The 24595-nt window shown below is 69.3% G+C and carries 24 protein-coding genes; 11 read left to right on the top strand and 13 right to left on the bottom strand.

Going from position 1 to position 24595, the window contains the following annotated elements; genetic code table 11:
* On the bottom strand, nucleotides 1-1218 hold the full coding sequence (locus tag AC3WOE_RS15455; RefSeq protein WP_492691603.1) for a flavin-dependent oxidoreductase: 1218 nt from the start codon (nucleotides 1216-1218) through the stop codon (nucleotides 1-3).
* A 54-nt stretch (nucleotides 1219-1272) separates the two neighbouring features.
* Here AC3WOE_RS15455 and AC3WOE_RS15450 point away from each other — a divergent pair, with 54 nt between their 5' ends.
* Genes AC3WOE_RS15450 through AC3WOE_RS15430 form a run of 5 tightly spaced genes read left to right on the top strand, consistent with a single transcriptional unit; the run spans nucleotide 1273 to nucleotide 8416 of the window.
* On the top strand, nucleotides 1273-1803 hold the full coding sequence (locus AC3WOE_RS15450; protein ID WP_492691602.1) for a MarR family winged helix-turn-helix transcriptional regulator: 531 nt from the start codon (nucleotides 1273-1275) through the stop codon (nucleotides 1801-1803).
* Nucleotides 1800-2762 (top strand): Bug family tripartite tricarboxylate transporter substrate binding protein, encoded by a 963-nt coding sequence (locus AC3WOE_RS15445; protein WP_492691600.1) that lies wholly within the window; start codon nucleotides 1800-1802, stop codon nucleotides 2760-2762. Before AC3WOE_RS15450 ends, AC3WOE_RS15445 begins: the two co-directional genes overlap by 4 nt.
* 31 nt (nucleotides 2763-2793) lie before the next feature.
* Nucleotides 2794-5202 (top strand): tetratricopeptide repeat protein, encoded by a 2409-nt coding sequence (locus AC3WOE_RS15440; protein ID WP_492691598.1) that lies wholly within the window; start codon nucleotides 2794-2796, stop codon nucleotides 5200-5202.
* The gene (locus AC3WOE_RS15435) at nucleotides 5199-7313 is read left to right on the top strand and encodes an FUSC family protein (RefSeq protein WP_492691596.1); all 2115 of its coding nucleotides are present in this window, start codon (nucleotides 5199-5201) and stop codon (nucleotides 7311-7313) included. Before AC3WOE_RS15440 ends, AC3WOE_RS15435 begins: the two co-directional genes overlap by 4 nt.
* A 2-nt stretch (nucleotides 7314-7315) precedes the next feature.
* Complete coding sequence (locus AC3WOE_RS15430) at nucleotides 7316-8416, top strand: S-(hydroxymethyl)glutathione dehydrogenase/class III alcohol dehydrogenase (RefSeq protein ID WP_492691675.1); 1101 nt, start codon at nucleotides 7316-7318, stop codon at nucleotides 8414-8416.
* 159 nt (nucleotides 8417-8575) lie between these two features.
* Here AC3WOE_RS15430 and AC3WOE_RS15425 read toward each other — a convergent pair whose 3' ends face one another.
* From AC3WOE_RS15425 to AC3WOE_RS15410, 4 genes are all read right to left on the bottom strand, one after another.
* Nucleotides 8576-8884: a DUF1272 domain-containing protein gene (locus AC3WOE_RS15425; RefSeq protein ID WP_492691594.1), complete on the bottom strand. Its 309-nt coding sequence runs from the start codon at nucleotides 8882-8884 to the stop codon at nucleotides 8576-8578.
* 1 nt (nucleotide 8885) lies between these two features.
* Nucleotides 8886-9566, bottom strand: a complete 681-nt coding sequence (locus tag AC3WOE_RS15420; protein ID WP_492691592.1) for a glutathione S-transferase — start codon at nucleotides 9564-9566, stop codon at nucleotides 8886-8888.
* A 74-nt stretch (nucleotides 9567-9640) separates the two neighbouring features.
* The gene (locus AC3WOE_RS15415; protein WP_492691590.1) at nucleotides 9641-10594 is read right to left on the bottom strand and encodes a complex I NDUFA9 subunit family protein; all 954 of its coding nucleotides are present in this window, start codon (nucleotides 10592-10594) and stop codon (nucleotides 9641-9643) included.
* Nucleotides 10591-12624 (bottom strand): lytic transglycosylase domain-containing protein, encoded by a 2034-nt coding sequence (locus AC3WOE_RS15410; protein ID WP_492691589.1) that lies wholly within the window; start codon nucleotides 12622-12624, stop codon nucleotides 10591-10593. Before AC3WOE_RS15410 ends, AC3WOE_RS15415 begins: the two co-directional genes overlap by 4 nt.
* Before the next feature lie 208 nt (nucleotides 12625-12832).
* On the opposite strand from AC3WOE_RS15410, the gene AC3WOE_RS15405 reads away from it, so the two are divergent.
* On the top strand, nucleotides 12833-13405 hold the full coding sequence (locus tag AC3WOE_RS15405; protein ID WP_492691588.1) for a DUF4114 domain-containing protein: 573 nt from the start codon (nucleotides 12833-12835) through the stop codon (nucleotides 13403-13405).
* 9 nt (nucleotides 13406-13414) lie between these two features.
* Here the strand turns inward: AC3WOE_RS15405 and AC3WOE_RS15400 are convergent, their stop codons facing one another.
* Nucleotides 13415-15052 carry an esterase/lipase family protein gene (locus tag AC3WOE_RS15400; RefSeq protein ID WP_492691587.1) on the bottom strand — a complete coding sequence of 546 codons (1638 nt, stop codon included), beginning with the start codon at nucleotides 15050-15052 and terminating at the stop codon, nucleotides 13415-13417.
* Between the two features lie 127 nt (nucleotides 15053-15179).
* Here AC3WOE_RS15400 and AC3WOE_RS15395 point away from each other — a divergent pair, with 127 nt between their 5' ends.
* A complete protein-coding gene (locus AC3WOE_RS15395; RefSeq protein WP_492691585.1) occupies nucleotides 15180-15722 on the top strand; it encodes a 5-formyltetrahydrofolate cyclo-ligase in 543 nt (180 codons plus the stop codon).
* A 16-nt stretch (nucleotides 15723-15738) separates the two neighbouring features.
* On the top strand, nucleotides 15739-17397 hold the full coding sequence (locus AC3WOE_RS15390) for a cation:proton antiporter (protein WP_492691584.1): 1659 nt from the start codon (nucleotides 15739-15741) through the stop codon (nucleotides 17395-17397).
* On the opposite strand, the gene AC3WOE_RS15385 is transcribed toward AC3WOE_RS15390, so the two are convergent.
* The 4 genes from AC3WOE_RS15385 to AC3WOE_RS15370 all read right to left on the bottom strand — a co-directional run bounded on the left by AC3WOE_RS15385 (nucleotide 17398) and on the right by AC3WOE_RS15370 (nucleotide 19731).
* The gene (locus tag AC3WOE_RS15385; protein WP_492691582.1) at nucleotides 17398-17721 is read right to left on the bottom strand and encodes a hypothetical protein; all 324 of its coding nucleotides are present in this window, start codon (nucleotides 17719-17721) and stop codon (nucleotides 17398-17400) included.
* Nucleotides 17722-17730: 9 nt separating this feature from the next.
* Nucleotides 17731-18264: a DUF4199 domain-containing protein gene (locus AC3WOE_RS15380; RefSeq protein WP_492691580.1), complete on the bottom strand. Its 534-nt coding sequence runs from the start codon at nucleotides 18262-18264 to the stop codon at nucleotides 17731-17733.
* Between the two features lie 95 nt (nucleotides 18265-18359).
* Complete coding sequence (locus tag AC3WOE_RS15375) at nucleotides 18360-18779, bottom strand: helix-turn-helix transcriptional regulator (protein ID WP_492691578.1); 420 nt, start codon at nucleotides 18777-18779, stop codon at nucleotides 18360-18362.
* A gap of 4 nt (nucleotides 18780-18783) precedes the next feature.
* Nucleotides 18784-19731: a LysR substrate-binding domain-containing protein gene (locus tag AC3WOE_RS15370; protein WP_492691576.1), complete on the bottom strand. Its 948-nt coding sequence runs from the start codon at nucleotides 19729-19731 to the stop codon at nucleotides 18784-18786.
* 90 nt (nucleotides 19732-19821) lie between these two features.
* Here AC3WOE_RS15370 and AC3WOE_RS15365 point away from each other — a divergent pair, with 90 nt between their 5' ends.
* Nucleotides 19822-20118, top strand: coding sequence for a DUF2917 domain-containing protein (locus AC3WOE_RS15365; RefSeq protein ID WP_492691574.1), 297 nt, complete (start codon nucleotides 19822-19824; stop codon nucleotides 20116-20118).
* Here AC3WOE_RS15365 and AC3WOE_RS15360 read toward each other — a convergent pair.
* Together AC3WOE_RS15360 and AC3WOE_RS15355 are read right to left on the bottom strand one after the other, a co-directional pair.
* Entirely contained in the window at nucleotides 20068-20508 is a 441-nt protein-coding gene (locus AC3WOE_RS15360) for a TfoX/Sxy family protein (RefSeq protein ID WP_492691572.1), read from the bottom strand. The two genes, AC3WOE_RS15365 and AC3WOE_RS15360, sit on opposite strands and share 51 nt — an antisense overlap.
* A gap of 2 nt (nucleotides 20509-20510) precedes the next feature.
* Entirely contained in the window at nucleotides 20511-21638 is a 1128-nt protein-coding gene (locus AC3WOE_RS15355) for a sterol desaturase family protein (RefSeq protein WP_492691571.1), read from the bottom strand.
* A gap of 53 nt (nucleotides 21639-21691) precedes the next feature.
* Here AC3WOE_RS15355 and AC3WOE_RS15350 point away from each other — a divergent pair, with 53 nt between their 5' ends.
* On the top strand, nucleotides 21692-22309 hold the full coding sequence (locus tag AC3WOE_RS15350) for a 5-formyltetrahydrofolate cyclo-ligase (RefSeq protein WP_492691570.1): 618 nt from the start codon (nucleotides 21692-21694) through the stop codon (nucleotides 22307-22309).
* 12 nt (nucleotides 22310-22321) lie between these two features.
* Here the strand turns inward: AC3WOE_RS15350 and AC3WOE_RS15345 are convergent, their stop codons facing one another.
* Nucleotides 22322-24184 (bottom strand): outer membrane protein assembly factor BamB family protein, encoded by a 1863-nt coding sequence (locus AC3WOE_RS15345; protein ID WP_492691569.1) that lies wholly within the window; start codon nucleotides 24182-24184, stop codon nucleotides 22322-22324.
* A gap of 185 nt (nucleotides 24185-24369) precedes the next feature.
* Between AC3WOE_RS15345 and AC3WOE_RS15340 the strand changes: the two genes are divergently transcribed.
* Nucleotides 24370-24594 (top strand): DUF1161 domain-containing protein, encoded by a 225-nt coding sequence (locus AC3WOE_RS15340; protein ID WP_492691568.1) that lies wholly within the window; start codon nucleotides 24370-24372, stop codon nucleotides 24592-24594.
* The last annotated feature ends 1 nt before the right edge of the window (nucleotide 24595 follow it).

Genomic DNA, 24595 nt, shown 5'->3' with positions numbered 1-24595 from the left:
CTATCGGCTTGCCTGCGTCCGATGTCCCGCCGCGGCTTTGTAGCTGTTGATCTCGCGGGCCACCTCGGCCGGGTCGATGACGTCCTCCAACCGCGCAAAGCCGTCCGGCGCCAGCGCCTCCACGCGATCCAGGATGGCGTCCAGCCCTTCGCGGCGGTTCATCTCGACGATGCGGGCGCACAGGGGGCGGCGCTCGTCTTCGTAGGCCGCAAACGCCGTGTCGAGGTCGGCGTGGTTGGACAGCGCCTCGGCCAGGGCCTTCGCATCCATGATGGCCTGGGTCGCGCCGTTGCTGCCTATGGGATACATGGGATGCGCCGCGTCGCCCAGCAGTGTTGAAGGCCCCAACCGCCATTGCGGCAGCGGGTCGCGGTCCACCATGGGCCATTCCAGCATCTGCTCCGCGCCGCTGATGAGGCCGGGCACGTCCAGCCAGTCGAAGCGCCAGCGGCCGAAGGTGGGCAGCAGGTCTTCGAGCCTGCCGGCGCGGCTCCAGTCGGCCCGGTCGGGCGCGGTCAGACCGGGCGTGGGTTCGTGCACGCGGCGGTCGGCGATCCAGTTGATGAGCTGCAGGCCGTCGGCCCTCGGCGCGCCTATCGGGTAGACGACGAACTTGGCCTGGCTGTGGCCGGCCTGCACCATGGTGCGGCCGTCGAGGAAGGGCGGCGCCCATGACGTGCCGCGCCACATCATGACGCCGCGCCAGCGGGGCGCACCTTCGTCGGGGGCCAGGCGCCTGCGCAGCGCCGAATGGATGCCGTCGGCGCCGACGATGAGGTCGGCCACCTGCTCGCGCGGGCCATCCGCCGTTTCGATCAGCGCGACATGGCCGTCACGTACGCCGACGACGCGCTGGCCGCCCAGCACCCTGACCTTGGCGCTTGCCTCCCGCCACAGCCGCATCTGCAGCTCGCCGCGGTGGATGCTGAATTGCGGGTGGCTGTAGCCCCCGGCCAGGCCGCGCGGGTCGCGGTAGATGGCCTGGCCATGCCTGTTGGCGAACACCAGGGCCGAGGTCTCGACGGCCATGTCGCGCAGGACCGGCAGCAGGCCCAGCTCATCGAGCACCTCCACCGCATGAGGCAGCAGGTTGATGCCCACCCCCAGCGGACGGGGTTCGCGCACGGCCTCCAGCACGGTCACCTCATGGCCGCGTGCGCGCAGGGCCAGGGCGGCCGTCAGCCCGCCGATGCCACCGCCAGCAATGATGATCTGCATCAACTCAGGGTATGCGAGATTGTTGCAGTACGCAACTAAAACTAGCCTGCAAGGGTGAGCAAGACCGACAGCCTCGATGCCGTGACGCCCGAAGGCCTGATGCTGCCCGTGCCCGGCGTCGATTACGGCGCGCTGGACGGCCTGCTCGGCTATGCACTGCGCCGCGCGCAGAACGCCCTCTATCTGGACTTCTACCGGGCCACCGCCGAGTGGGACGTCAGCCCGCAGCGCTTCGCCGCCCTGGTGCTGATCGCCCGCAACCCGGGCATGCGCCAGGGCCTGCTCGGCCAGGCCATGGGCCTGCACCGCAGCGGCGCCCTGCGCCTGACGGACTGGCTCACCGCCCAGGGTTGGGCCGAGCGACGCGATGCGCCCGACGACGCCCGCGCCTGGGGCCTCTACCTGACGCCGACCGGCAGGCGCCGCCTCGTCAAGCTGGAAGCCGTCGTCGCCGAACACGACCGCGCGCTGGTCGCCGCCCTCGGCGAGCAGGGCGCCGCACTCAAGGCCGGGCTGGAACGCCTGGCCTGGGTCGCCACCGCGCAGAGCACCGCACCCGACAACAAGCCCAGGAGACAGCCATGATGGACAGACGCCACCTCCTTGCCGCATTGGCGGCAGTTCCCTTCGCCGCCCGCGCCCAGGGCCAGCCGCCGCGCATCCTCGTCGGCTTTCCGGCCGGGGGCTCGGTGGACACCACGGCGCGCCGCATCGCCGAATTCAGCCGCGGCAAGCTGGCCGAGACCGTGCTCGTCGAGCAGAAGGTCGGTGCCGGCGGCCGCATCGCCATCGCCGCGCTGAAGGACGCTGCGCCCGACGGCCAGACGCTGCTGATCAGCCCGTCGTCGATGTTCACCATCTACCCCCACGCCTACCGCAAGCTCGCCTACAACCCGGCCACCGATGTCATCGCCGTCGCGCCGCTGGCCCTGTCGACCTGCGGCTTCGGCGTCGGTCCCATGGTGCCGGCCACGGTGAAGACGCTGGCCCAGTTCGCCGAATGGGCCAAGGCCAACCCCGACAAGGCCGCCTACGCCTCGCCGGCGGCGGGCGCTATGCCCCACTTCCTGGGCAACCAATTCGAGCATGCCGCCGGGCTCAAGCTGACGCATGCGCCCTACCGCGGCGCGGCACCCGGCATGCAGGACCTGATGGGCGGCCAGATCGCCTCGGGCTGCTTCTCCATCGGCGACTTTCTGCCCCATCTGCCCAGCGGCCGCGTGCGCCTGCTCGGCGTGACTGACAAGGCCCGCTCGCGCTTCGTGCCCGACGCGCCGACCTTCGAGGAGCAGGGCTTCAAGGGCATCGTCGGCGTCGAGACCTATGGCCTCTTCGTGCCGGCGAAAACGCCGCAGGCCATGGTCGACAAGCTGGCCGACCTCGCCCGCAACGCCGTGCGCGAGCCCAGCGTCGTCGAGGCCCTGGGCAAGCTCGGTTTCGAGCCGCTAAGCCTGGCGCCGGCCGACTACAGCAAGCGCCTGGCCGCCGAGCGCGACTACTGGGGGCCGGTCGTCAAGGCTTCGGGATTCAGCTCGGACGATTAGCATCGGCGCTCCACAAAATGGAGCTGCCTGCATGCCCTGGCGTCGACTGGCCCTTGCCCTCGCTGTCTGCCTGACCCTGAATGCCGCCCACGCGGCCACTGATGCCGCGCGGCTGCAGGCCCTGCTGACCGAGCAGCAGTACGCCGCCGTGCGCGGCGACATGGAAGCGCTGCTGCGCAAGCAGCAGCCTGACGCCGCCGAGCGCGAAGCCCTCTATCAGTGGCTGGTCGCCCGCGACGACGGCGCCGCCATCGACCGCCGCACGCAGGCCGCGCTGACGGACGACAAGGCCGAGGCCATCGACCTGCTGGCCGCGGGCCGCCTGGCCCTGGACCGCCGCGACTTCGACCGCGCCAAGGCCTGCTTCGAGCGGGCACTGGAAAAGGCCTCTCGTCCTGTCGACCGCGCCCAGGCCCGGCGCGGCCTCGGCCAGCGCCACTACCAGCTGCGCGAGTTCGACGCCTCGCTGGCCCAGCTGGAAAAGGGCCTCGCCGAGGCCCGCACCGCCGACGGCCTTTCGGCCCTGGCCGACACGCTGATTCGCCTCGGCCGCACCGAGGACGCCATCGCAGCGGCCGAGGGCGCCGTCGCGCTGAACCGCCACCACGAGGCTGCCCACTACCTGCTCGGCAACGGCTATGTGCGCGAGAACTACAGCCAGCTCGCGGCGCGCCTGGGCGACGGCTTTGCGCCCTTGATGGCCGATGTGAAGCGCGCGTCGGACGCTTTCGAGAAAGGCGAGTTCGACACTGCGCTGTCGATCAGCCTGGCCGTGCTGCAGCGCTGCCCCCAGCTCGGCCGCGCCCATGCCATCGCGGCCAAGGCCCTGGAGTCGCAACGCTTCCTCATCGACGTGCACCGTGCCGACTATGAGCGCCGCTTCGCCGCCACGCCCATGCCCCGGGTGCCTGGCATCGAGCGCTATGTGCTGAACTGGAAGGATCTGTCGCCGCGCCACCAGAAGCGCGTCGCCCTGTCCGTCGCGCCGTGGAAGGCCTTCATCCCCGTACTGGTCGAAGGTGGCGCCACCCACTTCATCAAGCCGATGTGGATGCGCCTGTCCGAGACGCCCGAGGCCCACGCGCTGAAGGATGCCCGCATCGACTACGACTCGCGCCTGTGGGACGACGTGCGCGGCATGGGCGGCCACTTCACCGTCACCGGCATCGAGGACGTCGAGCGCAGCATCTTCGCCAAATACAACACCGTGCTGCACGAGCTGACCCACCAGGTCCACGGCGTGCTGACGGCCGACCAGTCGCGCGGCATCGAGGCGCTGTACCAGCAGGCCAAGGCGCGCGAGGCCAAGACTCGCAATGGTTTTTTGTCCCGCTATGCCGGTGGTTCGGTCTGGGAGTACTTCGCCGAGGGCGCCAATGCCGAGGCCTCGCCCCGCCGTGACGCCTACGACGGCCGCGAGATCGTGCGTGAGCGCCTCATCGCGATGGACCCGGCCCTGCGCGCCGCCATCCAGCGCTTCTATGCCCAGCGCGACACGCGCGCCAGCCTGCCGGTGGCGCTCGTGAATGCCGGCAACCAGAAGCTCGAAGACGGCAAGCTGGCCGAGGCCAGGCCGCTGTTCGCGCGGGCGCTGAAACTGGCGCCGACCGACGAGCGCGCGCTGACGGCCCAGCTCAATGCGCTGGCCATCGAGGGCGATGGCGCCGCGGTCGGCGAACTGGCCACACGCGCAACGGCTGCGCATCCGAAGAGCGGTGCCCTGCGCGTGGGCGTGGCCGATGCCCTCTGGCATGGCGGCCGCCCGCTGGCCGGAGAGGTGTTGCCGGGCCTGGTGCGCGATGTCGATGCGCTGAAGGGCGAGGACCGCTTCCGTGTCGACCTGGCCCTGGCCGACCACTACCGCCGCCTCGGCGATGTACCGCGTGCGCTGGCGGCCTACGAGGCCGTGCTGGCCTACCAGGGCGACCAGCCCGAGGCGCTGTGGGGCCGTGCCGCGACCCTGGCGCTCGATGGCCGCTGGGACGAGGCCTTTGCACAGTACGAGGCGGTGCTGCGCCTGCGCACCGGCCTTGTGCCGCTGCGCCGCGACTATGCGCTGGACCTGCTGCGCGCCGGCCGCAAGGAGGCCGCGCGGGCCCAGGTCAGGGAAGCCCTCATCCTCGACCCGGCCGACCCCGACACCTTGGCACTGAAGGGCTGGCTGGCCCTGGCCGACGGCGATGCGACAGCCGCACGCCGCGATGCCGGCGAGGCGCTGGCCCTGGGGGCCTGGAGCGACCTGGCCCTCATCGTGCAGACCGCGGCCCTGCAGTCGCTGGGCCAGACCGAAGCGGCTCAAACCGCCATCGCGCCGCTGAAGCAGCGCATCGCCACGCAGGCGCCACCGCAATACGTCTACCGGGCCGACAAATCGGGCTGGTTCTCGGTGCATGAGCTGCCGGCCAACGAACGCAAGGTGATGGAGCTGCTCGTCAAGTGAGATTCCTGAAGCGGCTGGAGGCCGCCCATCTCAACGGTCTCAGCGTCGCCCTCGGCGTGTCGGCGACGCATCTGCTCGTGGGCGCCTCGTTTGGCGAGACGGCGGGGCTGGCCGCCGTCGGCGGCGCGGTCTGCGCCAGCCTGACCGATGTGCCCAACCCCCCGCAACGCGTGCTGCCCCGGGTGCTGCCGGCCGCCGCGGCCGCGGCCCTCGTTACCTTGCTGGTCGGCCTCACCGACGGCTCCCTGCCGCTGACCGTGGCCCTGGTGGCCGTCGTCAGCTTCGTGTCGTTGATGGCCCTGGCCTGGGGTCTGCGCGCCGGGCCGCTGTCCTTCGCACCGGTGCTGGCCATGGTGTTCGCGATGGCCTGGGACCGCACGGCGGGAGCAGCCTCGCCCTGGGAGCATGCGCTGTGGGTGGGCCTGGGCGGCTGCATCTATGCCGGCTGGGCACGGGCCAGCGCCGTCGTGCTGCGCCACCGACTGCGCCAACTGGCGCTGGCCACGGCCCTGCGCGCGACCGAGAAGCGGCTGCGTTCGCGCGCCGAACGCATCGCCGGCGCCGTGGGCGGGGCCGAGGCCAGCATCCGTGCGTCCATTGCCGACGACGTGTTGCTGGCCGACGCGCTGCAGGCCGCGCGTGACCAGGTCTTCGCCGCCCGCCGTTCGCCGCGCAGCCGCCGCCAGACCGACCTCGTGCTCGGCCTCATCGAGCTGCGCGACCTGCTGCTGGCCAGCCGCCTGGACACCGAGCTGCTCGGCCAGGACTTCCCCGGCCGCCAGTGGCGCGCCGCCCTGGCCGAGACGCTGCGCCATCTGGCCGACGTGCTGGCGGCCCTGGCCAACACGGTGGCCTTCGGCGCGCCCTTGCCCGAGGTGTCGGCGGATGCCTGGCGCCAGCAGCTCGCAGCCCGGCTCGCCGATGTCAGCGCGCCGGCCGGCGACTCGCGCAGCCACCTGGTGTCGGCCCTGCAATCACGCCTGGGGCATATGCTGGACGACGTCAGCGCCATGGTGGCCCGCCAGGCGGCGGCTGATGACCCGGACAGCCCGTGGACGCCGGAACGCCTGGCGCCGTTCGTCTCGCCCGAGGGCTGGCCGCTGGCCGCGCTGAAGCCGCATCTGAACCTGCAGTCCAGCGTCATGCGTCACGCGCTGCGCTCGGCCCTGGCCCTGTCGTTCGCCTACTGGCTGGGCGCGCTGCTGCCTTGGGCGGCCCATCCCTTCTGGCTGATGCTCAGCGTGGCCGTCGTGCTGCGCGGCAATCTCGAGCAGACGCTGTCGCGCCGCAACGAACGCATCATCGGCACCGTGCAGGGCTGCCTGCTGGTGCTGCTGCTGGCCCATGTGCACTGGACGCCGCTGCTCAGCCTGTGCTTCATCGCCGCCGTCGGCACGGCCCACGCCTATGTGAACCGCCGCTACCGCGTCGCCGCCACGGCCGCCACGCTGATGGCCCTGCTGCAGCCGCTGATGCTGGCGCCGGGCAGCAACCCCGCCGTCGTCGAGCGCCTGGCCGACACCCTCATCGGCGCGGGCCTGGCCTGGCTGTTCAGCTTCGTGCTGCCGTCCTGGGAGCGTGCCGCCGCGCCGCGGCTGGGCTCACAGCTGCGGGGTGCCCTGGCCCGGCATTCGTCCAACATGCTGCGCTGGATGCCCAGCGCCGAGGAGCAGCTGGCCCAGCGCCTGTCGCGCCAGCAGGCCTACGCCGCCTTGGCCGCGCTGGCTGCCGCGGCCCAGCGCACGCGCGTCGAGCCCGAAAGCGTGCGCCTGTCGGAGCGTGAGATCGAGTCGGCCCTCAGCCACGGCTACCGCCTGATGGCACTATTAGGGGCCGTGCAGCACCAAGTGCAGCGCCGCACCGAGCGCCTGGACGCGCCGAAAGCCGGGACCGCGTTGCCGCTGGCTCGCAAGGCCTGCGTCGACATCCTCAAGGGCGAAGCTGCCACCGGTACCGACCCGGCAGAAATTCCCGACGGCGACGCCGGTGCCTGGCCTGAACATCTGGGCCAGCAGGATTTGACCCCGTGGCTGTTGCGCCGCCTCAGGCTGTGTCGCCACGAATCGCGACAACTCGTCGCCGCCCTGAATCAACTAGGAGAAGCTTCATGAGCATCCAGACCCGAGCCGCCGTTGCCTGGAAGGCCGGCCAGCCGTTGACCATCGAGACCCTGGACCTGGAGGGGCCGAAGGACGGCGAGGTCCTGGTCGAGGTCAAGGCCACCGGCATCTGCCACACCGACGACTTCACGCTGTCGGGTGCCGACCCCGAAGGCCTGTTCCCCGCCGTGCTGGGCCATGAAGGCGCAGGCGTCGTGCTGGAGAGCAAGGTGCCGTGGTTGAAGGCGGGTGACCATGTCATTCCGCTGTACACGCCGGAATGCCGTGAGTGCAAGTTCTGCCTGAGTCGCAAGACCAATCTCTGCCAGGCCATCCGCTCGACGCAGGGCAAGGGGCTGATGCCCAACGGCACGTCGCGCTTCTCGCTGAACGGCGAGCCCATCTTCCACTACATGGGCACCAGCACCTTTGCCAACCACATCGTCGTGCCCGGCATCGCCCTGGCCAAGATCCGGCCGGACGCGCCCTTCGACAAGGTCTGCTACATCGGCTGCGGCGTGACGACGGGCGTCGGCGCCGTGCTGTTCACGGCCAAGGTGGAGGCGGGCGCCAACGTCGTCGTCTTCGGCCTGGGCGGCATCGGCCTGAACGTCATCCAGGGTGCCAGGATGGTGGGCGCCAACAAGATCATCGGCGTCGACATCAACCCGGGCCGCGAAGCGATGGCAAGGCAGTTCGGCATGACCGACTTCGTGAATCCCAAGGACGTGCCCAATGTCGTGGACCACCTCGTGCAGATGACCGACGGCGGCGCCGACTATTCGTTTGAGTGCGTCGGCAATGTGCAGCTGATGCGCCAGGCCCTGGAGTGCACCCACAAGGGCTGGGGCCGCAGCATCATCATCGGCGTGGCGCCGGCGGGTGCGGAGATTGCGACGCGGCCGTTCCAGTTGGTGACGGGGCGGCACTGGGAAGGCTCGGCGTTCGGTGGCGCGCGCGGGCGTACCGATGTGCCCAAGATCGTCGATTGGTATATGGACGGCAAGGTCAAGATCGACGAGCTGATCACGCACAAGCTCAAGCTCGAGGACATCAACGAGGGCTTCGAGCTGATGCGGCGCGGGGAGAGCATTCGCTCGGTGGTGGAGTTCTAAGGTTGCTTGGGCGAGTGTGTGTCTGCCCGTTGCATTGCCGGGAGTCCGTCCCGGCGGCCGGGTAACTTTCTTCTGGCGCGTCAGAAGAAAGTTACCCGCCCTCGCGGGGCGGATTCCCGCGGCACTGCACGCGAGTCATGAGGACCTTCACAAAGCCTCCTACCGCTTCTCCGGCGCCAGCCCAGCAAGCGACTCCACCAACCGCGCATGCGCCTCCAGATCCACCGGCCTGAACTTCGGCACCGTCCGCGCCGGATAGTCCCCGAGGTAGTTGCCGCCCTTCCAGTTCCGCGCCGGCCTCACCGGTCTCGGCACGAAGCCGCCGCCGCAGTTGGGGCAGACAGTGCTCAGCAGCCCTTCCGCGCAGTCCGCGCAGAAGGTGCATTCGAAGCTGCAGATGCGCGCTGCCGTCGACTCGGGCGGCAGGGCGACATCGCAGTGCTCGCAGCTGGGGCGCAGTTCAAGCATGTCAGCGGCTCTTTCTGTACGGCTCGTCCTCGGCGATGAAGTCCTGCTCGCGCATCGAGTCGGCGATCCAGTCTTCCACGGCCGGATGGGCCAGCAGCGCATCGCGATAGGCGGCCGCCGCTTCGGAGACCGGCAGGCCGAAGCGGCTCAGCCGCACCGCCACCGGCGCGAAATAGGCATCCGCCGCGCTGAAGGCGCCGAACAGGAAGGGCCCGCCGCTGGTCTTCAGCGCATCGCTCCAGGCGGCGTCCAGGCGCGCCACGTCGGCGCGCAGGGCTTCGTCCTCGGCCCAGAGCTTCTGGCCCACGTCGGGGAAGAAGACCTCGATGTTCATCGGGCAGACGGTGCGCAGCCGCGTGAAGCCGGCATGCATCTCGGCGCAGAGGCTGCGCGCGCGGGCGCGGGCCCTGGCGTCGCGCGGCCAGATGGCGTGCTCGGGATGGCGATCGGCGATGTACTCGGCAATGGCCAGGGTGTCCCAGACGGCGAAGCCGTCGGCCTCGACGATGACGGGCACGCGCTTGGTGGGCGTGATGCCGGCGATGACCTGGTTCCACTCCGAGCCTTCGCTGAAGTCGAAGCGCAGCTTGACCTCTTCGAAGGGAATGCCGAAGGCCGCCAGCAGCACGCCGCTGCGCATGGACCAGGACGAGTAGTTCTTGTTGCCGATGTAGAGCTTCATGACGGGACCGCGTTGAACAGGCGACCGAGCTTAGGGGCCGCAGGCCGCGTCAGGGTTGAGCAATCCGCAAGGGATTAATGCCTGGCGCGCCAGGCATCCAGGCGCGCGACACCGCCCTTGCCCGACAGATAGGTCGGCAGCACGGCCTCCAGCGAGCTGGCGCGGATGCCGAGTTCGGCCAGGCCGGGCAGCTGGCCGCTGGGCACGTTGGGCACGCTCAGCGAGGCCAGGTTGTCGCGCGACAGCTTGGGCACGCCGGGCAGGCATTCCATGACGAGGGCCTGCAGCGTGGCCAACGCGTGGGGCAGGGCCAGCACGGGCCGTTCGCGGCCCGAGACGCGGCCCGCCAGCTTCACCAGCTCGGCCAGCGTCAGCTCGCGCGGGCCGGCGATCTCGTAGGTCTGGCCGACGGACTCGCGGCGCAGCAGCACTTCGACGAGGGCACGGGCCAGATCCTGCACCCACACCGGCTGCAGGCGTGCCCCGGCGCCACCGAGGGGGATCAGCGGGAACAGGCCCTGCAGCCAGGCGAAGAAATTGACGCTCTCGTCGCCGTCGCCGAACACCAGGGACGGTCGCACCAGCGTCAGCTCCAGCGGATGGGTCTGGGCCGCGACCTGCAGGGCGGCTTCGCCGGCCGCCTTGCTGCGCAGATAGCGCGACGGCGCATGCTCGGCCACGCCGAGGGCGCTGATGTGGACGAGGCGCTTCACGCCGGCGTCGCTCATGGCGTGGGCGATGCGCTTGGGCAGCTCCACATGCACATGCTCGAAGGCGGCCATGCTGCCTTGCAGGATGGCGACGAGGTTGACGACGACGTCGTGCCCGGGCATGAGGCGGGGCAGGTCCTTGAAGACATCGGCCTGCACGACCGTGACACCGGGCAGGCTCTGCACGCTTTGCGCATGCGGCAGACGGCGCGTCGGCACGGTGATGCGCACATCGGCGCCGCAGCGCCTCAGCAACTGCTCGCACAGCGCGCGGCCGACAAAGCCGCTGCCGCCGAGAACAAGGACGGAAAGACTCATGATTTGTCCCCCACCGCCGCCGGCGGCACATCGCTGACGTCGGCCTCGCGCGCGCCCGCCGGGCCGATGCTGACGCCCAGACGCTCGCGCAGCGAGGTGGCCGGCAGACCCATCACCTGGGCGTAGATGGCGCCTCCGAGCAGCACCTTGCGCACATAGTCGCGCGTCTCGTTGAAGGGAATGTTCTCGGCCCAGATGGCCGCGTCCATGACGGGGCCGTCGCGCCAGCGCGCCGGGCGGCCGGGGCCGGCGTTGTAGGCCGCGGCGGCCAGGGCCTGGGCGCCGTCGAAGCGGTCCAGCACCAGCTTGAGGTATTGGGTGCCGATGCGCAGGTTGAAGTCGCGGTCGTGCATCAGCTCGGCGCTGTAGTTGAGGCCGGCCTTCTTGGCCGTCCACTTGGCGGTGGCGGGCATGACCTGCATCAGGCCGGCGGCGCCGACATGGGAGCGGGCGTCCAGCACGAAGCGCGATTCCTGGCGGATCAGTCCGTAGACATAGGCCGGGTCGATGCCGCTGGCCTGGGCCTCGCGCTGCAGCTCGGCGCGGTGAGGCGTGGGGTAGCGCTGGCTGATGTCGATCTCGGCCTTGGTGCGCTCGCTGGTGTTGATGCAGCGGTCCCAGACCTCGCGGTCGCAGGCCTCCTGGGCCGCGGCCAGCAGGGCGCGGTCGTTCATGCCGCGCAGCGAGAAGTTCCACTCACGCACGCCTTCGCTGCGCAGGCCGAGGTCGATGAGGCGCAGCGCGCGCGCCAGGCCCGCATGCTGGCGCGCGACCCGCCGCTCCTCCGCCGTCAGCGGCGCGGGCGCGGGCGGCAGCGGCGTGGGCAGGCCGAGGTCCTCGGCGGCCAGGCGGCCGAAGTAGTTCAGCGGCGTGGCCGCGAGCGTGGCGAGCTGGGCACGCGCGGCTGGCTGGTCGCCGTTCTGGCGCGTCGCGCGGGCCTTCCAGTAGGCCCAGGTCGGATCGCGCTGTTCGGCCGACGTCATGCGCTCGATGGCGCGCAGGGCCGTGGCGGGCTGGCGCACGCGCAGGGCGGCGCGGGCTGCCCAAGCCAGCGCGTCGTCGGTCCAGGCCAGGTCGGGTGCCAGCTTCTCGGCGCGGGCAAAGGCGGTCAGGGCGCCGTCCTGCAGGCGCAGGGCGAACTGGCGGCCCACCTGCACCCAGACCCAGGCCTGCAGCTCGGGCGACAGCGACTTCCATTTGTCCTGCAGCAGGTCGCCGGCCTGGCCGGGGTCGTTGGCGGCGACGCGGGCCAGGGCCAGGGCCGTCAGTTCGGCCTCGGGCCTCGGCGCGGTGCGGGCCTTGCGCGTCAGATAGCGGCCGGCGTTGTCCTGCAGCTCGGCGAGCTTCTGGTCCAGGGGCTTGCTGTTGAGCAAGGACACGGCCTGGCGCGCGGCGCGGGGGCGGCTCAGTTCGGTGGCCAGCCTCGCCTTGGCCCACAGGGTGTCGGGCTTGAACTGGCCGGCGTCGACCAGGACGCTGGCGAGCTGCAGGCAGCCGTCGTCGCCGTCCTTCTGGGCCATCCACGCCGCTCGCGCGGCGTTCACAAACTCTGCTCGGGCGGCCTCGGTGTCGGCCTTGGTGCCGGCGACATGGTCGGCCAGCATGGCATAGCAAGCCACCTCGCGGTCGTCGCGCATCTGGTAGTTCGTATGGTCGCGCTTGAAGTTAGCCCAGTCGCGGCGGCGGCCCAGCTCCAGCAGCCAGTCGTTGCGCAGCCGGTCCTCGACATAGCTGCCGGGGTAGCGGGCATAGAAACCGTCCATCTCCGGCTGGCGCACCTCGGCCAGGCGGACATTGAGGTCGAAATACTCGACCCAGCCGGCCAGCGGATGGTTCTGCGCGCGGGCCGCGTCGACGAGGGCGGTGAGGCGCTTGCGGTCGCGCTTGACCCAGGCATCACGGGCCTGCACGGCGAGGTCGGACTCGGGTGGCGCCGACGGCGCGGCATCGGCGCTCAGTGCCACCGACAACAGCAGGGCCAGCGCGCCGCGGCCCATGCATTGGAAAACTCGACCACCGATCTGACTCATGCGCTTGACGCCCGTGACTGCCCAACACTGCGTGCGTCCCGGCCAGCTGGCCGAGCGCCGCGCCTCCTGCCTGAATTTAACCCAGGCAAACCCGCGGCTTCGCCTTTTACGCAGGCTGGCGCCCTCGGCTGGGGCGGCCCAAGAGTTAGGGGCTGGATAGCGCTACCAGTCTCGCTGATCATGACGCCGATCGACAAGGAGACTGTGGATGAAGACCGCCGCACAACATGTCCTCCTGGCCTCGGCCCTGCTGCTGAGCCTGTCTGCCCAGGCCAACCCCGACGTCTACCCGACGCCCGGCACCCAGGCGCCGGCCAGCAGCTTCACGGCGGGCGCCAGCGGCCTGCTGGTGGCCTACTACACCGGCGAGGCCGGCGGCTTCACCAACCTCGTCGGCGTGCGCATCAATGGCGTCGACGGCACGCCCGGACTGTCCAACCATGGCAGCGCCTATGGCCAGACTTTCGTGCTGGGCCAGGTGTCGGCCGGCGACAGCCTGGTGTTCTTCATCGATGCCAACAGCGGGGCGGCGCGCTATTACAGCGACGTGAGCCTGAACAGCGACGGCGTCAACCATGTCTGGGCCAAGGCCTTTGCCGGCGATGCCCAGGTGCCGGCCGGCACCAACCTCGCCTTCGAGGATCTGCCCAGCGGCGGCGACTTCAACTACCGCGACCACAGCTTCGTCTACCAGATCACCGCCGTGCCCGAGCCGCAGAGTGCGGCCCTGCTGCTGGGCGGCATGGCCCTGCTGGCCTGGCGTCGCCGCGCGCGGGGCTGACGCTCGGCCTCAGTCCGCCGCGTCCAGGTTCCAGCCCTCGATCTCGAAGCGCAGCCGGCCGCGGATGCCGGGGTTGGTCGGCTTCATCTTGCCGTTGGCCGCCACGGCGCTGCTGTCGAAAGGCACGCTGACCTCGATGCGCCCGGACTTCAGCTGCTTGGGCGCGATCTCGGTGTCGGCCATGGACACGCCGGCGTCCTGCCAGGCGTACTTGACCTTCCAGGTTTCGCCCCCGCTGGTCGGCGGCACCATCTCCAGGATCAGCGCATTGCGGAACAGATAGCCGCCCTCGAAGTGCTCGTTGAGCCAGAGCCGCTTCTCGATCTCGTAGTCGGGCACGCGCACACCCAACGTCATGCCATAGGCCAGCGACTTGCGGCGCGGGTTGACCTTGGCCCGGTTGGCGAGGAAGACGGTGCTGAGGTATTGGCTGGAATCCTTCTTCCAGTTGGCCTGGGCCACGCAGGCCACCGAGTCTTCCTCCGACGTGCGCCGGCTCACGAACCAGAGCTTGCCGCGTGGCGAGGCCAGCACCTCGATCTGGTAGAGGGCGTTGACGGCGCGGCCGGCGTCGGCCTCCTTCTGCACCGGGTCGGGCAGGCGGATGTCGTCGATCTCCAGCCACAGGTCCACGCGCACGTCACCGAACAGGAAGCGCGACAGGTTCTGGAAGCCCTCTTCGCTGTTGACGATGCCGAAGTAGCCCGAGTGGGCGCGGTAGACGAAGGCCTTGGCGCATTGCTCGGTGATGTTGCCCTTGGCGTCCAGCCCGCACAGCGTCGCGTTCTCGATCTTGACGAGGCCGTCGCTGCCATGGCCGACGAAGCTGCGCGACATGCCCGCCGCGGCTTCGTAGTCGAGGCGGTTGCTGCCCACCAGCGTGAACACGCGCCGCGACGGGAAGCGGGCTTCGGGCAGCAGGTCCACGCGCTTGTACTTCTTGGCCGCGGCCGCCAGGTCCAGATAGGCCGGCATGCGCTTGTCGCGGTCGAAGTTGGAGATGTCGTTGACGCTCAGCCAGGACGGGATGTTCTGGCCCAGCACGTCGATGCCGTTGTGCGGCGTGGCATAGGTGAAGAACTTGTCGACATGCTTCGCGACCTTCTCGGTGTCCAGCGCGACGTTCTGCAGGAAGGCGCGGCAGACCAGGCCGCCCATGGAGTGGGCGACGAGGTAGCAGCGGAAGTCGGCCGGGACGATCTTGTTCTCCGGGTTCTTGCAGACCAGGTCGCGCACGCGGGCCACGAGCTTGGACAGGCCCTTGGCGAAATCCTCGATCTCCGGGGTCTTGCTGTTGCCCAGGTAGGAGGAGGCGGCGTCGTAATAGCGGTAGATGACGATGCAGCGGCTGCCGAGCTTGTTGTCGGTCGGCTTGCCCAGGGAGTCGGCCTCCCACTCGGGGTCGACGATGTCGTAGCCGTCCTCGTAGACGTCCTGGTAGCCGTACTCCGAGGCCAGGCGCACGACGGGCGACTCGAAGACGTATTTGCGCGGTCTCTCGTCCTTGTTCGGCACGGCGCGGTACATGGTCGATCCCAGGTTGAAGCCGCAAAAAGGGTCGGCCGTGGTCTCGTCGATCTCGCCGCGCGACATGGCGTAGCCGCGCACATAGATGATGGGATGGAAGGGGGCGTCGGGCGTGGGCATGGCGGCTTCCCAGAAGGGCTGAAGACGACGGCGACCATAGTCCCGGCGGTACGCTGCGCGCCATCCCGTGCCCAGCCTTCATCCTCAGGGCTGAGGACCGAAACGGGGCCTGGGTTTTAATAGGCCGATGAGTGCCGCCCCTCCCGACCGACCCACCCTGCGCCGCGAGCTGCTGGCCGCGCGCCGCGAGTTCGCGTCCAGCCCGGCCTTCCAGACCGCGCGGGCCGCCCTCGACGGGCCGCTGCGCGAACTGCTGGCTCAGCTGGAGCCTGAGCTGCTCGGCGTCTACTGGCCGCTGCCGGGCGAGTTCGATCCCGGCGCCTTGCCCTTCCCGCGCGCGCTGCCGTTCGCACGGCGCGATCCGGCCGAGATGGTGTTCCGCCGCTGGGACGGCGGCCCAACGACGGCCCAGGACGAATGCGGCATCGCGACGTCCACTGGTGCCGTGGCCGTGCCCGACGTGGTGCTGGTGCCCTGCGTGGGCTTCACGCGCGCGGGCTTTCGCCTCGGCTATGGCGGCGGCTACTTCGACCGCTGGCTGGCCTTGCATCCCGGCGTGACGACCATCGGCCTCGCCTGGTCGGGTGCCGAGACCCATTTCCCCGTCGAGGCGCATGACCGCGCGTTGACGCTCGTCCTCACCGAACGCGAACTCATCGCTCCCGACTGACAGGAACCCTCTCACGATGCATGACGGCATGACCCTGATCTCGACGCTGGCCGCCGCCTTTGGCCTGGCCCTGGTGCTGGGCCTGCTCGCGCAATGGGCGCGGCTGCCGGCCCTGGTGGGCTATCTGCTGGCCGGCGTGCTGATCGGGCCGCACACACCGGGCTTTGTCGGTGACGTGCATCTGGCCCAGCAGCTGTCGGAGGTCGGCGTCATGCTGCTGATGTTCGGCGTCGGCCTGCACTTCTCGGTCGGCGATCTGATGTCGGTCAAGGGCATTGCGCTGCCCGGTGCGTTGGTGCAGATGGCAGCCGCCACCGGCATGGGCGCGGCGATGGCGCACGGGTGGTGGGGCTGGGCGCTCCCGGCGTCGCTGATCTTCGGTCTGGCGCTTTCGGTGGCGAGCACGGTGGTGCTGCTGCGGGCGCTGGAGTCGCGCGAGCTGCTGCATACCGGCAATGGCCGCATCGCCGTCGGCTGGCTGGTCGTCGAGGACCTGGCCATGGTGCTGGCCCTGGTGCTGATCCCGGTGCTGGGCGGCGAGGGCGGTGCCAGCGGCAGCGCGCTGTGGCTGACCATTGGCAAGACGCTGCTGGCCGTCGGCGTGTTCGTCGCGGTGATGCTGGTGGCCGGGCGGCGCCTGCTGCCGTGGATGCTGTGGCAGGTCAACCGCACCGGCTCGCGCGAGCTGTTCACGCTGGCCACCGTGGCCGCGGCCGTGGGCCTGGCGGTGGGTGCGGCGGCGCTGTTCGGCGTCAGCGTGGCCCTGGGCGCCTTCTTCGCCGGCCTGGTGCTGCGCGAATCGGCCTTCAGCGAGCGCGCGGCCCACGAGAGCCTGCCGCTGCGCGATGCTTTCGCGGTGCTCTTCTTCGTTGCCGTCGGCATGCTGTTCGACCCGCGCGTCCTCATCGAGCAGCCGCTGGCCGTGCTGGCCACCGTGGCTGTCATCCTGATCGGCAAGACGCTGGCCGCGGGCGTGCTGGTGCTGCTGCTGCGCTACCCGCTGTCCACGGCGTTGACGGTGGCGGTCAGCCTGGCGCAGATCGGCGAGTTCAGCTTCATCCTGCTCGGCCTGGGCCAGAGCCTCGGCCTGGTGCCGGCCGAGGCGACCAGCCTGGTCGTGGCCGGTGCCATCGTCTCCATCGCGCTCAACCCGGTGCTGTTCGCGGGCGTGGAGCCGCTGCGCCACTGGGTGCTGAAGCGCTCGGCCTGGGCGCGCAAGCTGGAGGCGCGCGACGACCCACTGGCCGAGTTGCCGGCCGACACGCCCGAGAGCGCGCTGGCCGGCCAGGTCGTGCTCGTGGGCCACGGCTCGCTGGGCACGGCCCTGCATGACGAGCTGGGCAGCCGCCCGCTGGTCGTCATCGACCATGACCGCGAGGTCGTCGAGAAGCTGCGCGCCACCGGCCAGGCCGCCGTGCTGGGCGAGGCCGCGGAGGCCATGACCCTGGTGCAGGCCCATATCGCCCAGGCCGCCTGGCTGGTCGTCGCCGTGACCGATGTGCGCGGCGTGCCGGCCATGCTGGCCGCGGCGCGGCAGCTCAACCCCGAGCTGCGCTGCGCCGTCGTGGCGCACACGCGCGAAGAGGCTCAGTGGCTGAAGGACGCCGGCGTCAACGAGGTGCTGCGCTCGCAGCAGGCCATGGCTCAGGCACTGGCCAAGGTCGTGGCGGCCTGATCAGGCCGTCCACCAATTGCCGGCCGCACCGGCCAGCCACATCGCCAGTCCGAGGCCAGCGGCGATGCGCGTGACCCAGGTGTCGCGCCCGGCCGGCTCGCTGAAATGCCAGGGGACGGTCAGCGTGTCCACGACGTAGCGCACCGGATCGACGCAGCCGCCCAGCAACAGCAGGGCGCCGCCAGCGGCCTCCAGCGCCGTGAAGCCCTCGTCGCCAGACCATGCGTGGCCGGCGACGATGAAGCAGACGATGGCGCCGCCGAGGAAGAGGCCGCACAGCACATATTCGGTGACGGAGTAGTCGGGCCAGTCGCGACGCAGCATCGATGCAGTCTAGGTTCGCTGCCTCGCCATGAAGCGCGGATTGCGCAGCAGCGCCGCCGACACCACCGACACCAGCAGGCCCACCGGCAGGATCTCGCACATGGTCATGGGGAAGCGGTAGAGCGGGTTGGCGTAGTTGCGCTTGAACTCGTCCATCTCGGCGGCGAGCTTGGCGAGCTCCGTCTCGGGCAGGCCCTTGGCCTTGCTCTGGGCCAGATACATCTTGGCCCATTCGGTGCCGAAGTCCATCTTGGTGACGGCCAGGGTCACCTCCCAGGCCGCGGCGTAGATGACGCTGGCCACCAGGCTGATGGCCAGGCCGAGGGCGAAGGCCGGCCAGAAGCGGATGACGCCGCCGAGTTCGTCGTCGCGGCGCCGCTTGGTGGCGACGAAGACCAGGCTCAGCGCGATCAGCATCAGCGTGTAGCCGATGAGCATGCCGTGCGCCGGCGGCGCGCCCCGGTTCAGGATCAGCAGGGCGAACAGCGGCACACCGGCAGCCAAGCCGGCAGCGCCGCCGAAGGTCAGGATGGTTTTCAGCATGGAAGCCTCATGGCGGGTTGAAAGAGCCGCCATGGAACGATGTTCGGGCCGCCAAGGCCATCGGACAAATGGGTGATTTCGCTGAAATCAGCCCTTCAGCGCAACAAACCGAGCTCTCTCGCCTTCAGGATGGCTTCGGTGCGGCGCCGCGCGTCGAGCTTTTCGAACAGCCGGGCCACATGCGTCTTGACCGTGTGGGGCGACACATTCAGCTTGTCGGCGATCTGCTTGTTGCTCAGGCCGGCCGCCAGCAGCTCCAGCACCTCGCGTTCGCGTGGGCTGATGCCCAGGCTGGCCTGGGCCTGCGGGTTGCCGTCGAAGGGCGGAGGCGGCGGCGCGCGGTGGCCGAGCAGCCGGATGCCGGCCCAGGCACCCAGGGCCAGGAAGACGAGGGCGATGACGGCGATGTAGAAGGTTTCGGACTGGGCCCGGGCGAGGTGGCGGTAGTCCAGCCATTGCAGCAGCCCCGTGCCGGCCGCCAGGGCCAGGCCGTAGAGGACGATGCGCTTCCACATCGGGCTAGACCCCGGCGAGCGCGTCGCGTGTGAGGGCGGCCTGCTGCTTCACCCATTCCGCAAACTGCTGCACCTCGGGCCGGCGGGCCGCGCCCGTGCCCATGATGAGCCAGTAGCTGAAGGGGCTGCCCAGCCGGCCCTGCTTGCCGAAGGGCTCGACGAGTTCGCCGCGTTGCACATGCTCGTGCACCAGGGGCAGGCGGGCCAGGGCCACGCCCTGGCCGGTCAGGGCGGCCTGCACCTGCTGGTAGGTGAAGTTCAGATACAGCCAGCGACGCGGCTGCAGGTCGTGCTCGCCCATCTCCGTCAACCAGCGCCGCCAGCTCAGGTATTCGGCGCTGGGGCGGGGATCGTCCTCCTCGGCCAGGGCGTGGCCCTGGAGGTCGGCGGGCTTCTTCAGCGGCGCCGGCGGCTTCTGCAGATACCAGGGGCTGACGCAGGGCGACAGCATTTCCTCGAACAGCTGCTCGGCGTCCGCCGGCACCGAGGGGCGGTCGTCGTAGCGCAGGGCGAGGTCGCTCTCGCCTTCTTCCAGGTCGACCTTGCGGTCATAGGCCGACACGCGGATGTCGATGTCCTCGTGTTCGCGCTGGAAGGCTTCCATGCGCGGGATCAGCCACAGCGAGGCGAAGGAGGCGAAGGTGCTGACGTTGACGATGCGCCGGCCGCGCGCGCGGCGGATCTGGCGCACGGTCTGGTCCAGCTTGGACAGCACGGCCACGGCCGTCGGCAGCAGCTGGGCGCCGTCGCTGGACAGCTCGACCTTGCGGGTGCCGCGCAGGAAGAGGGTGCAGCCGATCTCCTCCTCCAGGGACTGGATCTGCCGGCTGATGGCCGACTGCGTCAGGCTCAGCTCGTCCGCCGCGGCGCGGAAGGACAGCAGCCGGGCCACGGCCTCGAAGGCGCGCAGGGGGCCAATCGACAAGGGACGCTGACGCATCGGCTGATTCATGCGCGAATGGTATCAATCCGCGCGGCGGAGTCATTGGACCGCCCTGGGTGAAATCAGCAGAATCCCTGACATCAACCCAGGAGAGTCATCATGAGTGATGCGCAATCTACATGGCATTTGGACGGTGGCCGGGCCCTGACCCTGGCCGGTGCCGCCGAGGCACGCCGCCTGGCAGTGGCCCGTGGCCGCGTCTGGCTGACCCTGTCCGGCACGGCCGACGAGCCGGCTGAAGACCAGTGGCTGGAAGCTGGTGAGGCCGTGGCCCTCGCCCCGGGCCAGACGGCCGTGCTGGAGGGCTGGCCGGCTGCTGACTTCGAGCTGCTGGTGCCGCCGACCTCAGCCGCGCGCCGCGGTTTTCTTGGTGGGCGTCTTCTTTTTAGCCGCTGAAGTTTTCTTGGCCGCCGGCGTCTTGCTGGCGGCGGGTTTCTTGGGCTTCTTGGCGTTCGCCGCGCGCAGTGCCGCCTCCATGGCCAGCCGCGCCCAGGGCAGCATCAGCGGCGGCGACTCCAGCGTCTCCTCGGGCGGCCGGTAGTAGCTCAGCACCTGGACCTCGCCGGTCTTGGTCTCGTAGGTGAAGGGCTCGCAGCCGGCGGCGACGAAGCGTTCCCGCGTGGTGTCGTCGGTCTTCAGGTAGAGCTGGTTCTGGATGATCAGCGCCATGAAGAGGCCGTCCACATAAAGCCCTTGGCCGCCGAACATGCGCAGCGGGCGCACGGGCCCCAGCGGCGACAGCATCTCGATGCAGAGCTCGGTGAAGGCGTCTGGGGGCTTTGCCACGTTCAGCCTTTCCAGGTGAACGGGAAGTGCAACTGGCGCAGGAAGCCGTCCGGCACATAGTCGCCCAGCACGCCATAACGCTCCGGCCACTTGCGCTCCGACTGCACGGCCGTGCCGAACAGGTGGTCCAGGAAGGCGAAATGAGCCGCGTAGTTCTTGTCCAGGGCCTCCTGGTCCTGGGAGTGATGCCAGTGGTGGAAGTTGGGTGTCACGATGACATAGCGCAGCGGCCCCAGGCGCACGCTGACGTTGGCATGGTTGAACACGGCCTGGAAGCCGACGACGACGATGTAGGCGTCGATGACCTCCTTGCTGAAGCCCAGCACGAAGATGGGCGCCAGCACCAGGGTGCGGGTCAGGATGAGCTCCAGGATGTGCTGGCGCGAACCGGCCAGCCAGTCCATGCTCTTCACGCTGTGATGCACCGCATGCAGCCGCCACAGCGCGGGCACCTCGTGATAGGCCCGGTGCGTCCAGTACTGCATCAGGTCGGCGACCAGGATGATGAGGAAGAGGGCGATGGGGAAGGGCAGGTTCTGCACCCAGCCCTGGATGCCGTCCTTGGCCGCCCAGCCGAAGAATTTGTGCACCAGCAGATTGGTGGCCAGCATCACGAAGCCGACGGCCAGGTGGTTGACGATGAAGTGCTGGAAGTCGGTCTGCCATTCGGGGCGGAACACCGGCTGGTCGCGGCGCAGCGCGAACAGCTTCTCGATGAAGACGAAGATCAGCGTCGAGCCCAGCAGGTCGAGGATGAACCAGTCCAGGCCGACATAGGGCGTGTGGTCGGGGAAGTTGGGATCCACCTCGACCTTGTGGCCGCCCAGGCCCAGGGCCAGGCCCAGCAGCACGAAGGTCCACAGGGCCAGCCAGCGCTGGCGGCTGAAGACGATGTTGAACAGGGCCAGGCCGCCCGCCACTACCAGGCTCCAATACAGCAGGCGCCGGATGACTTCCACGTCATAGGCCTGACGCAACTGCGGTGTCGTCAGGTATTCGGGGAAATGGAAGGCCAGCACGCCGAGAAAGCACAGGATGGCCAGCATCAGCGCGATGACGCCGCTGACCATGCCGCGGCCCGGCTTGAGCGCCCCGCTCGATTCACTGAGTTGATTGAGCTTGTCCAGCATCTGTTGTTGTCCCTGATGGCGATTGCGTGGCGCGACTGTAGTGATGCCGGCCCATGGCCCACAATGGCCAGATTCCCAGGTCAGCCAGGAAGTTCTCACCCTTGGACGCCAACGACCGCGCCGCCATCCGGCACAAGCTGATCGAACAACGCCTGGCCCTGCCCAACCGCCTGGGCCTGGCTGCCGACCTGCAGGAGGTGCTGCGCGTCTGGCTGCTGCGCCGCCCGGAAACCACCATCGGCGCCTACTGGCCCATCAAGGGCGAGTTCGATCCGCTGCCGGCCCTCTATCGCTGGAGCGAAGACCACCCCGAGAGGCGCATCGGTCTGCCGGTGGTCGACAAGGAGCACGGCACGCTGCGCTTTCATGTCTGGTATCCCGGTTGCCCGATGGAGGAAGACGCCTTCCACATCCCCAAGCCCAAGGGCACCGAGGAATTCCGGCCCCAGCTGATGCTGGTGCCCTGCCTGGGCTTCGGCCCCTGCGGCCTGCGCCTGGGCTATGGCGGCGGCTTCATGGACAAGACCCTGTCGGAGCTGCAGCCCCGGCCCGCGGCGGTGGGCATCGGCTACGCGCACGGCTTTCTGCCGCTGCTCAAGCCCAGCGCGCTGGACGTGGCGCTGGATGCGATGCTGACGGAAGAAGGCGTCGTCTGGGACCGCGAGGGCTGAGCCGGGCGGGCCTCAGTTCAGGTTGATCGCATACAGGCCCGTGGCGGGGTGGGGCGGCGTCACGTTGATGTAGAGCAGGCCGCTGGGCGACAGCGACAGCCGGCCCGCCCTGGGGAAGGACCAGACCGCCTGGTGGCTGCTCAGGCTGATGGCATAGACCTGGGTGGTCGAGCTGACGAAGACGAGGTTGTCCGTCACGACGATGTTGCGCCCGACATGGGCGTAGTTGGCGCCATCGTCGAAAGGGGTCGCGGAGGCCTCGCCGGGCGTCCAGGACCACAGCAGGCTGCCATCGGTGTCGCTGCGGGCCTCGAGCTTGGCGCCGTTGGCGATGTAGATGACGCCCTTGGCGGCCGCGGGCGTCATGGCGAACGAGCCGGTGATGGCCCATTTGACGCTGCGGGTCGTGAGATCGAAGTTCGCCAGCCGCGTGCCGCCACTCACCGCGACGACATTGTTGGTGCCGATGATCATCGGCGCGCCGGTCTGGTCAGTGCTCTGGCTGGCGGCGTCGACGATGCTGAACGCCAGCTGGCCGGTGCTCACATCGAAGGCCTGCAGATCGTTGTTTGCTCGCCTGTAGGCATGACGCGCATCGACGGCCGGCGTCCACATGTCCTGTGTATACAGGTCGGTGAACCAGTTCTGCGCGCCGCTGCCCAGCCCGAAGCTCAACAGACCACCGACATAGCCGCCGTTGGTATAGACGGCACCATTGGCGATCGCGGGCGCCAGGTAGTGCTGCCCTTGCGAACGGAAGGGCGTGCGGAAGCCGACTGCGCCGGTGCTGCCGTCAAAGCTCCACATGGCGGCGTCCGAGTAACCGCTGGTGGCCAGGTAGATCTGGCCGGCTTCGGAGGATGGTGGGTTCACCGTGCTGAAGCTGCCAAATTCCTTCTTCCAGCGCAGCGACATGTCGTGCTCCGACAGCGCGAACAGCGTGTATTGATACGACGAGAAGCCGTTGGCCAAGGCATAGACGCTGCCGTTGGACGTCACCACCGGATGGATGGCGTCCAGCGATGCCGGCACCGACCAGCGCCAGCGGCGGTTGAACTTGGCCGGGTCCAGCGTCACCGGCACATAGCCGGTGTGCGCCGCGTTGGCCTGGTGCTGGGCCCATTCACCGACGCCGGCTGCGCGGGCCAGCGGTGTCAGGTTGGTGGACGGCTTCAGCGTGACGGCATAGGGCACCAGCGCCGGTGAGTTGGGGGCCTCCTCGGTGCACGCGGGGTCCTTGCAGACATGGATCTCCACGTTGCCGGTGTAGCTGCCCGGCGCCAGCGTCGAACTCATGGTCAGGGTGGCGCGCACCGTGTTGCTGCCTGTCGTCATCGGCGGGCTGGCCTGGAACACCCCCGCCTTGTCGATGATCTTGGGGTAGTAGAGCTGGCCGCTGGCCAACTGCGCCGACAGCGTGATCGGCTGCGCTTCGCCGGGATAGTCGTCCACGGACAGTCGCTCCGGGCTGGCCACTGCGGCCGGCGGGATGGTGACCTTGAATCGGTAGGGAAGATAAAAGGGCGAACCGGGGAGCTGCGAGCTGCAGACCGAGGGCTGGTCGAAGCACAGCTTGATCTGCAGCGATCCGGAATGCTCGCCCGCCGCCAGCGAGGCCTTGGGCGTGATGTTGACCACGAAGCTGTAGCCCGCGCCGGCATTCAGCTTGATGGCGGGCTCGAGGACACCCTCGCTGTCGATGATGGCGACGTTGAGTGTCTTGTCGACGGGGCGGTCCAACGAGCCCGTCACGGTCATGGGCATGGACCAGCCCTGGTCATAGCTGGCCGTCAAGGTGCCGGGCGAGAACGTGAGCTGGTAGGACGAGTCCTGGCCGCCGCCTCCGCCGCCCCCACCGCAACCTGTCAAAACCATGGCGAGCGCCAGCAGGCACCCCAGTTGCCGCCACTTGAGCATGAACCCTCCCTCGGTGTTCTGTGTTTTTTGAGTCGGCGGATTTTAGGGAGCAGGTTGTCGCTCGACCGCTTGCGGCCCCCGTCCTTGCGGGGGGTACGGTGTCCTCCACAATCCCATCCATCACTTCCAGCCTCGGGTGCCTCATGTCCCAGCTTTTCACCGTCTTCGTGTTGTCCGCCGCCTGCACCGGCGCCTTCGCCGCTGCCAAGCCCTGCGACGAACTCAAGGCCGAGATCGCCGCCAAGCTCGATGCCAAGGGCGTCAAGAACTACGAGATCGCTGCCGTCGAGAACGACAAGGTCGGCGACGCCAAGGTCATCGGCAGCTGTGAGGGCGGCACCAAGAAGCTGACCTATGTGCGCAAGTGAA

Source organism: Roseateles sp. FW305-36 (assembly GCF_058787015.1).
The sequence above is the reverse complement of the archived record's forward strand: the minus strand, read 5'-3'. Positions and strand labels throughout refer to the sequence as shown.

Bases quoted from the DNA above. Each gene is read 5' to 3' on its own strand.
- AC3WOE_RS15455 (WP_492691603.1), bottom strand. From the start codon at position 1,218: ATGCAGATCATCATTGCTGGCGGTGGCATCGGCGGGCTGACGGCCGCC.
- AC3WOE_RS15445 (WP_492691600.1), top strand. From the start codon at position 1,800: ATGATGGACAGACGCCACCTCCTTGCCGCATTGGCGGCAGTTCCCTTC.
- AC3WOE_RS15440 (WP_492691598.1), top strand. From the start codon at position 2,794: ATGCCCTGGCGTCGACTGGCCCTTGCCCTCGCTGTCTGCCTGACCCTG.
- AC3WOE_RS15425 (WP_492691594.1), bottom strand. From the start codon at position 8,884: ATGCTTGAACTGCGCCCCAGCTGCGAGCACTGCGATGTCGCCCTGCCG.
- AC3WOE_RS15420 (WP_492691592.1), bottom strand. From the start codon at position 9,566: ATGAAGCTCTACATCGGCAACAAGAACTACTCGTCCTGGTCCATGCGC.
- AC3WOE_RS15415 (WP_492691590.1), bottom strand. From the start codon at position 10,594: ATGAGTCTTTCCGTCCTTGTTCTCGGCGGCAGCGGCTTTGTCGGCCGC.
- AC3WOE_RS15410 (WP_492691589.1), bottom strand. From the start codon at position 12,624: ATGAGTCAGATCGGTGGTCGAGTTTTCCAATGCATGGGCCGCGGCGCG.
- AC3WOE_RS15405 (WP_492691588.1), top strand. From the start codon at position 12,833: ATGAAGACCGCCGCACAACATGTCCTCCTGGCCTCGGCCCTGCTGCTG.
- AC3WOE_RS15400 (WP_492691587.1), bottom strand. From the start codon at position 15,052: ATGCCCACGCCCGACGCCCCCTTCCATCCCATCATCTATGTGCGCGGC.
- AC3WOE_RS15395 (WP_492691585.1), top strand. From the start codon at position 15,180: ATGAGTGCCGCCCCTCCCGACCGACCCACCCTGCGCCGCGAGCTGCTG.
- AC3WOE_RS15390 (WP_492691584.1), top strand. From the start codon at position 15,739: ATGCATGACGGCATGACCCTGATCTCGACGCTGGCCGCCGCCTTTGGC.
- AC3WOE_RS15385 (WP_492691582.1), bottom strand. From the start codon at position 17,721: ATGCTGCGTCGCGACTGGCCCGACTACTCCGTCACCGAATATGTGCTG.
- AC3WOE_RS15380 (WP_492691580.1), bottom strand. From the start codon at position 18,264: ATGCTGAAAACCATCCTGACCTTCGGCGGCGCTGCCGGCTTGGCTGCC.
- AC3WOE_RS15375 (WP_492691578.1), bottom strand. From the start codon at position 18,779: ATGTGGAAGCGCATCGTCCTCTACGGCCTGGCCCTGGCGGCCGGCACG.
- AC3WOE_RS15370 (WP_492691576.1), bottom strand. From the start codon at position 19,731: ATGAATCAGCCGATGCGTCAGCGTCCCTTGTCGATTGGCCCCCTGCGC.
- AC3WOE_RS15365 (WP_492691574.1), top strand. From the start codon at position 19,822: ATGAGTGATGCGCAATCTACATGGCATTTGGACGGTGGCCGGGCCCTG.
- AC3WOE_RS15355 (WP_492691571.1), bottom strand. From the start codon at position 21,638: ATGCTGGACAAGCTCAATCAACTCAGTGAATCGAGCGGGGCGCTCAAG.
- AC3WOE_RS15350 (WP_492691570.1), top strand. From the start codon at position 21,692: ATGGCCCACAATGGCCAGATTCCCAGGTCAGCCAGGAAGTTCTCACCC.
- AC3WOE_RS15345 (WP_492691569.1), bottom strand. From the start codon at position 24,184: ATGGTTTTGACAGGTTGCGGTGGGGGCGGCGGAGGCGGCGGCCAGGAC.
- AC3WOE_RS15340 (WP_492691568.1), top strand. From the start codon at position 24,370: ATGTCCCAGCTTTTCACCGTCTTCGTGTTGTCCGCCGCCTGCACCGGC.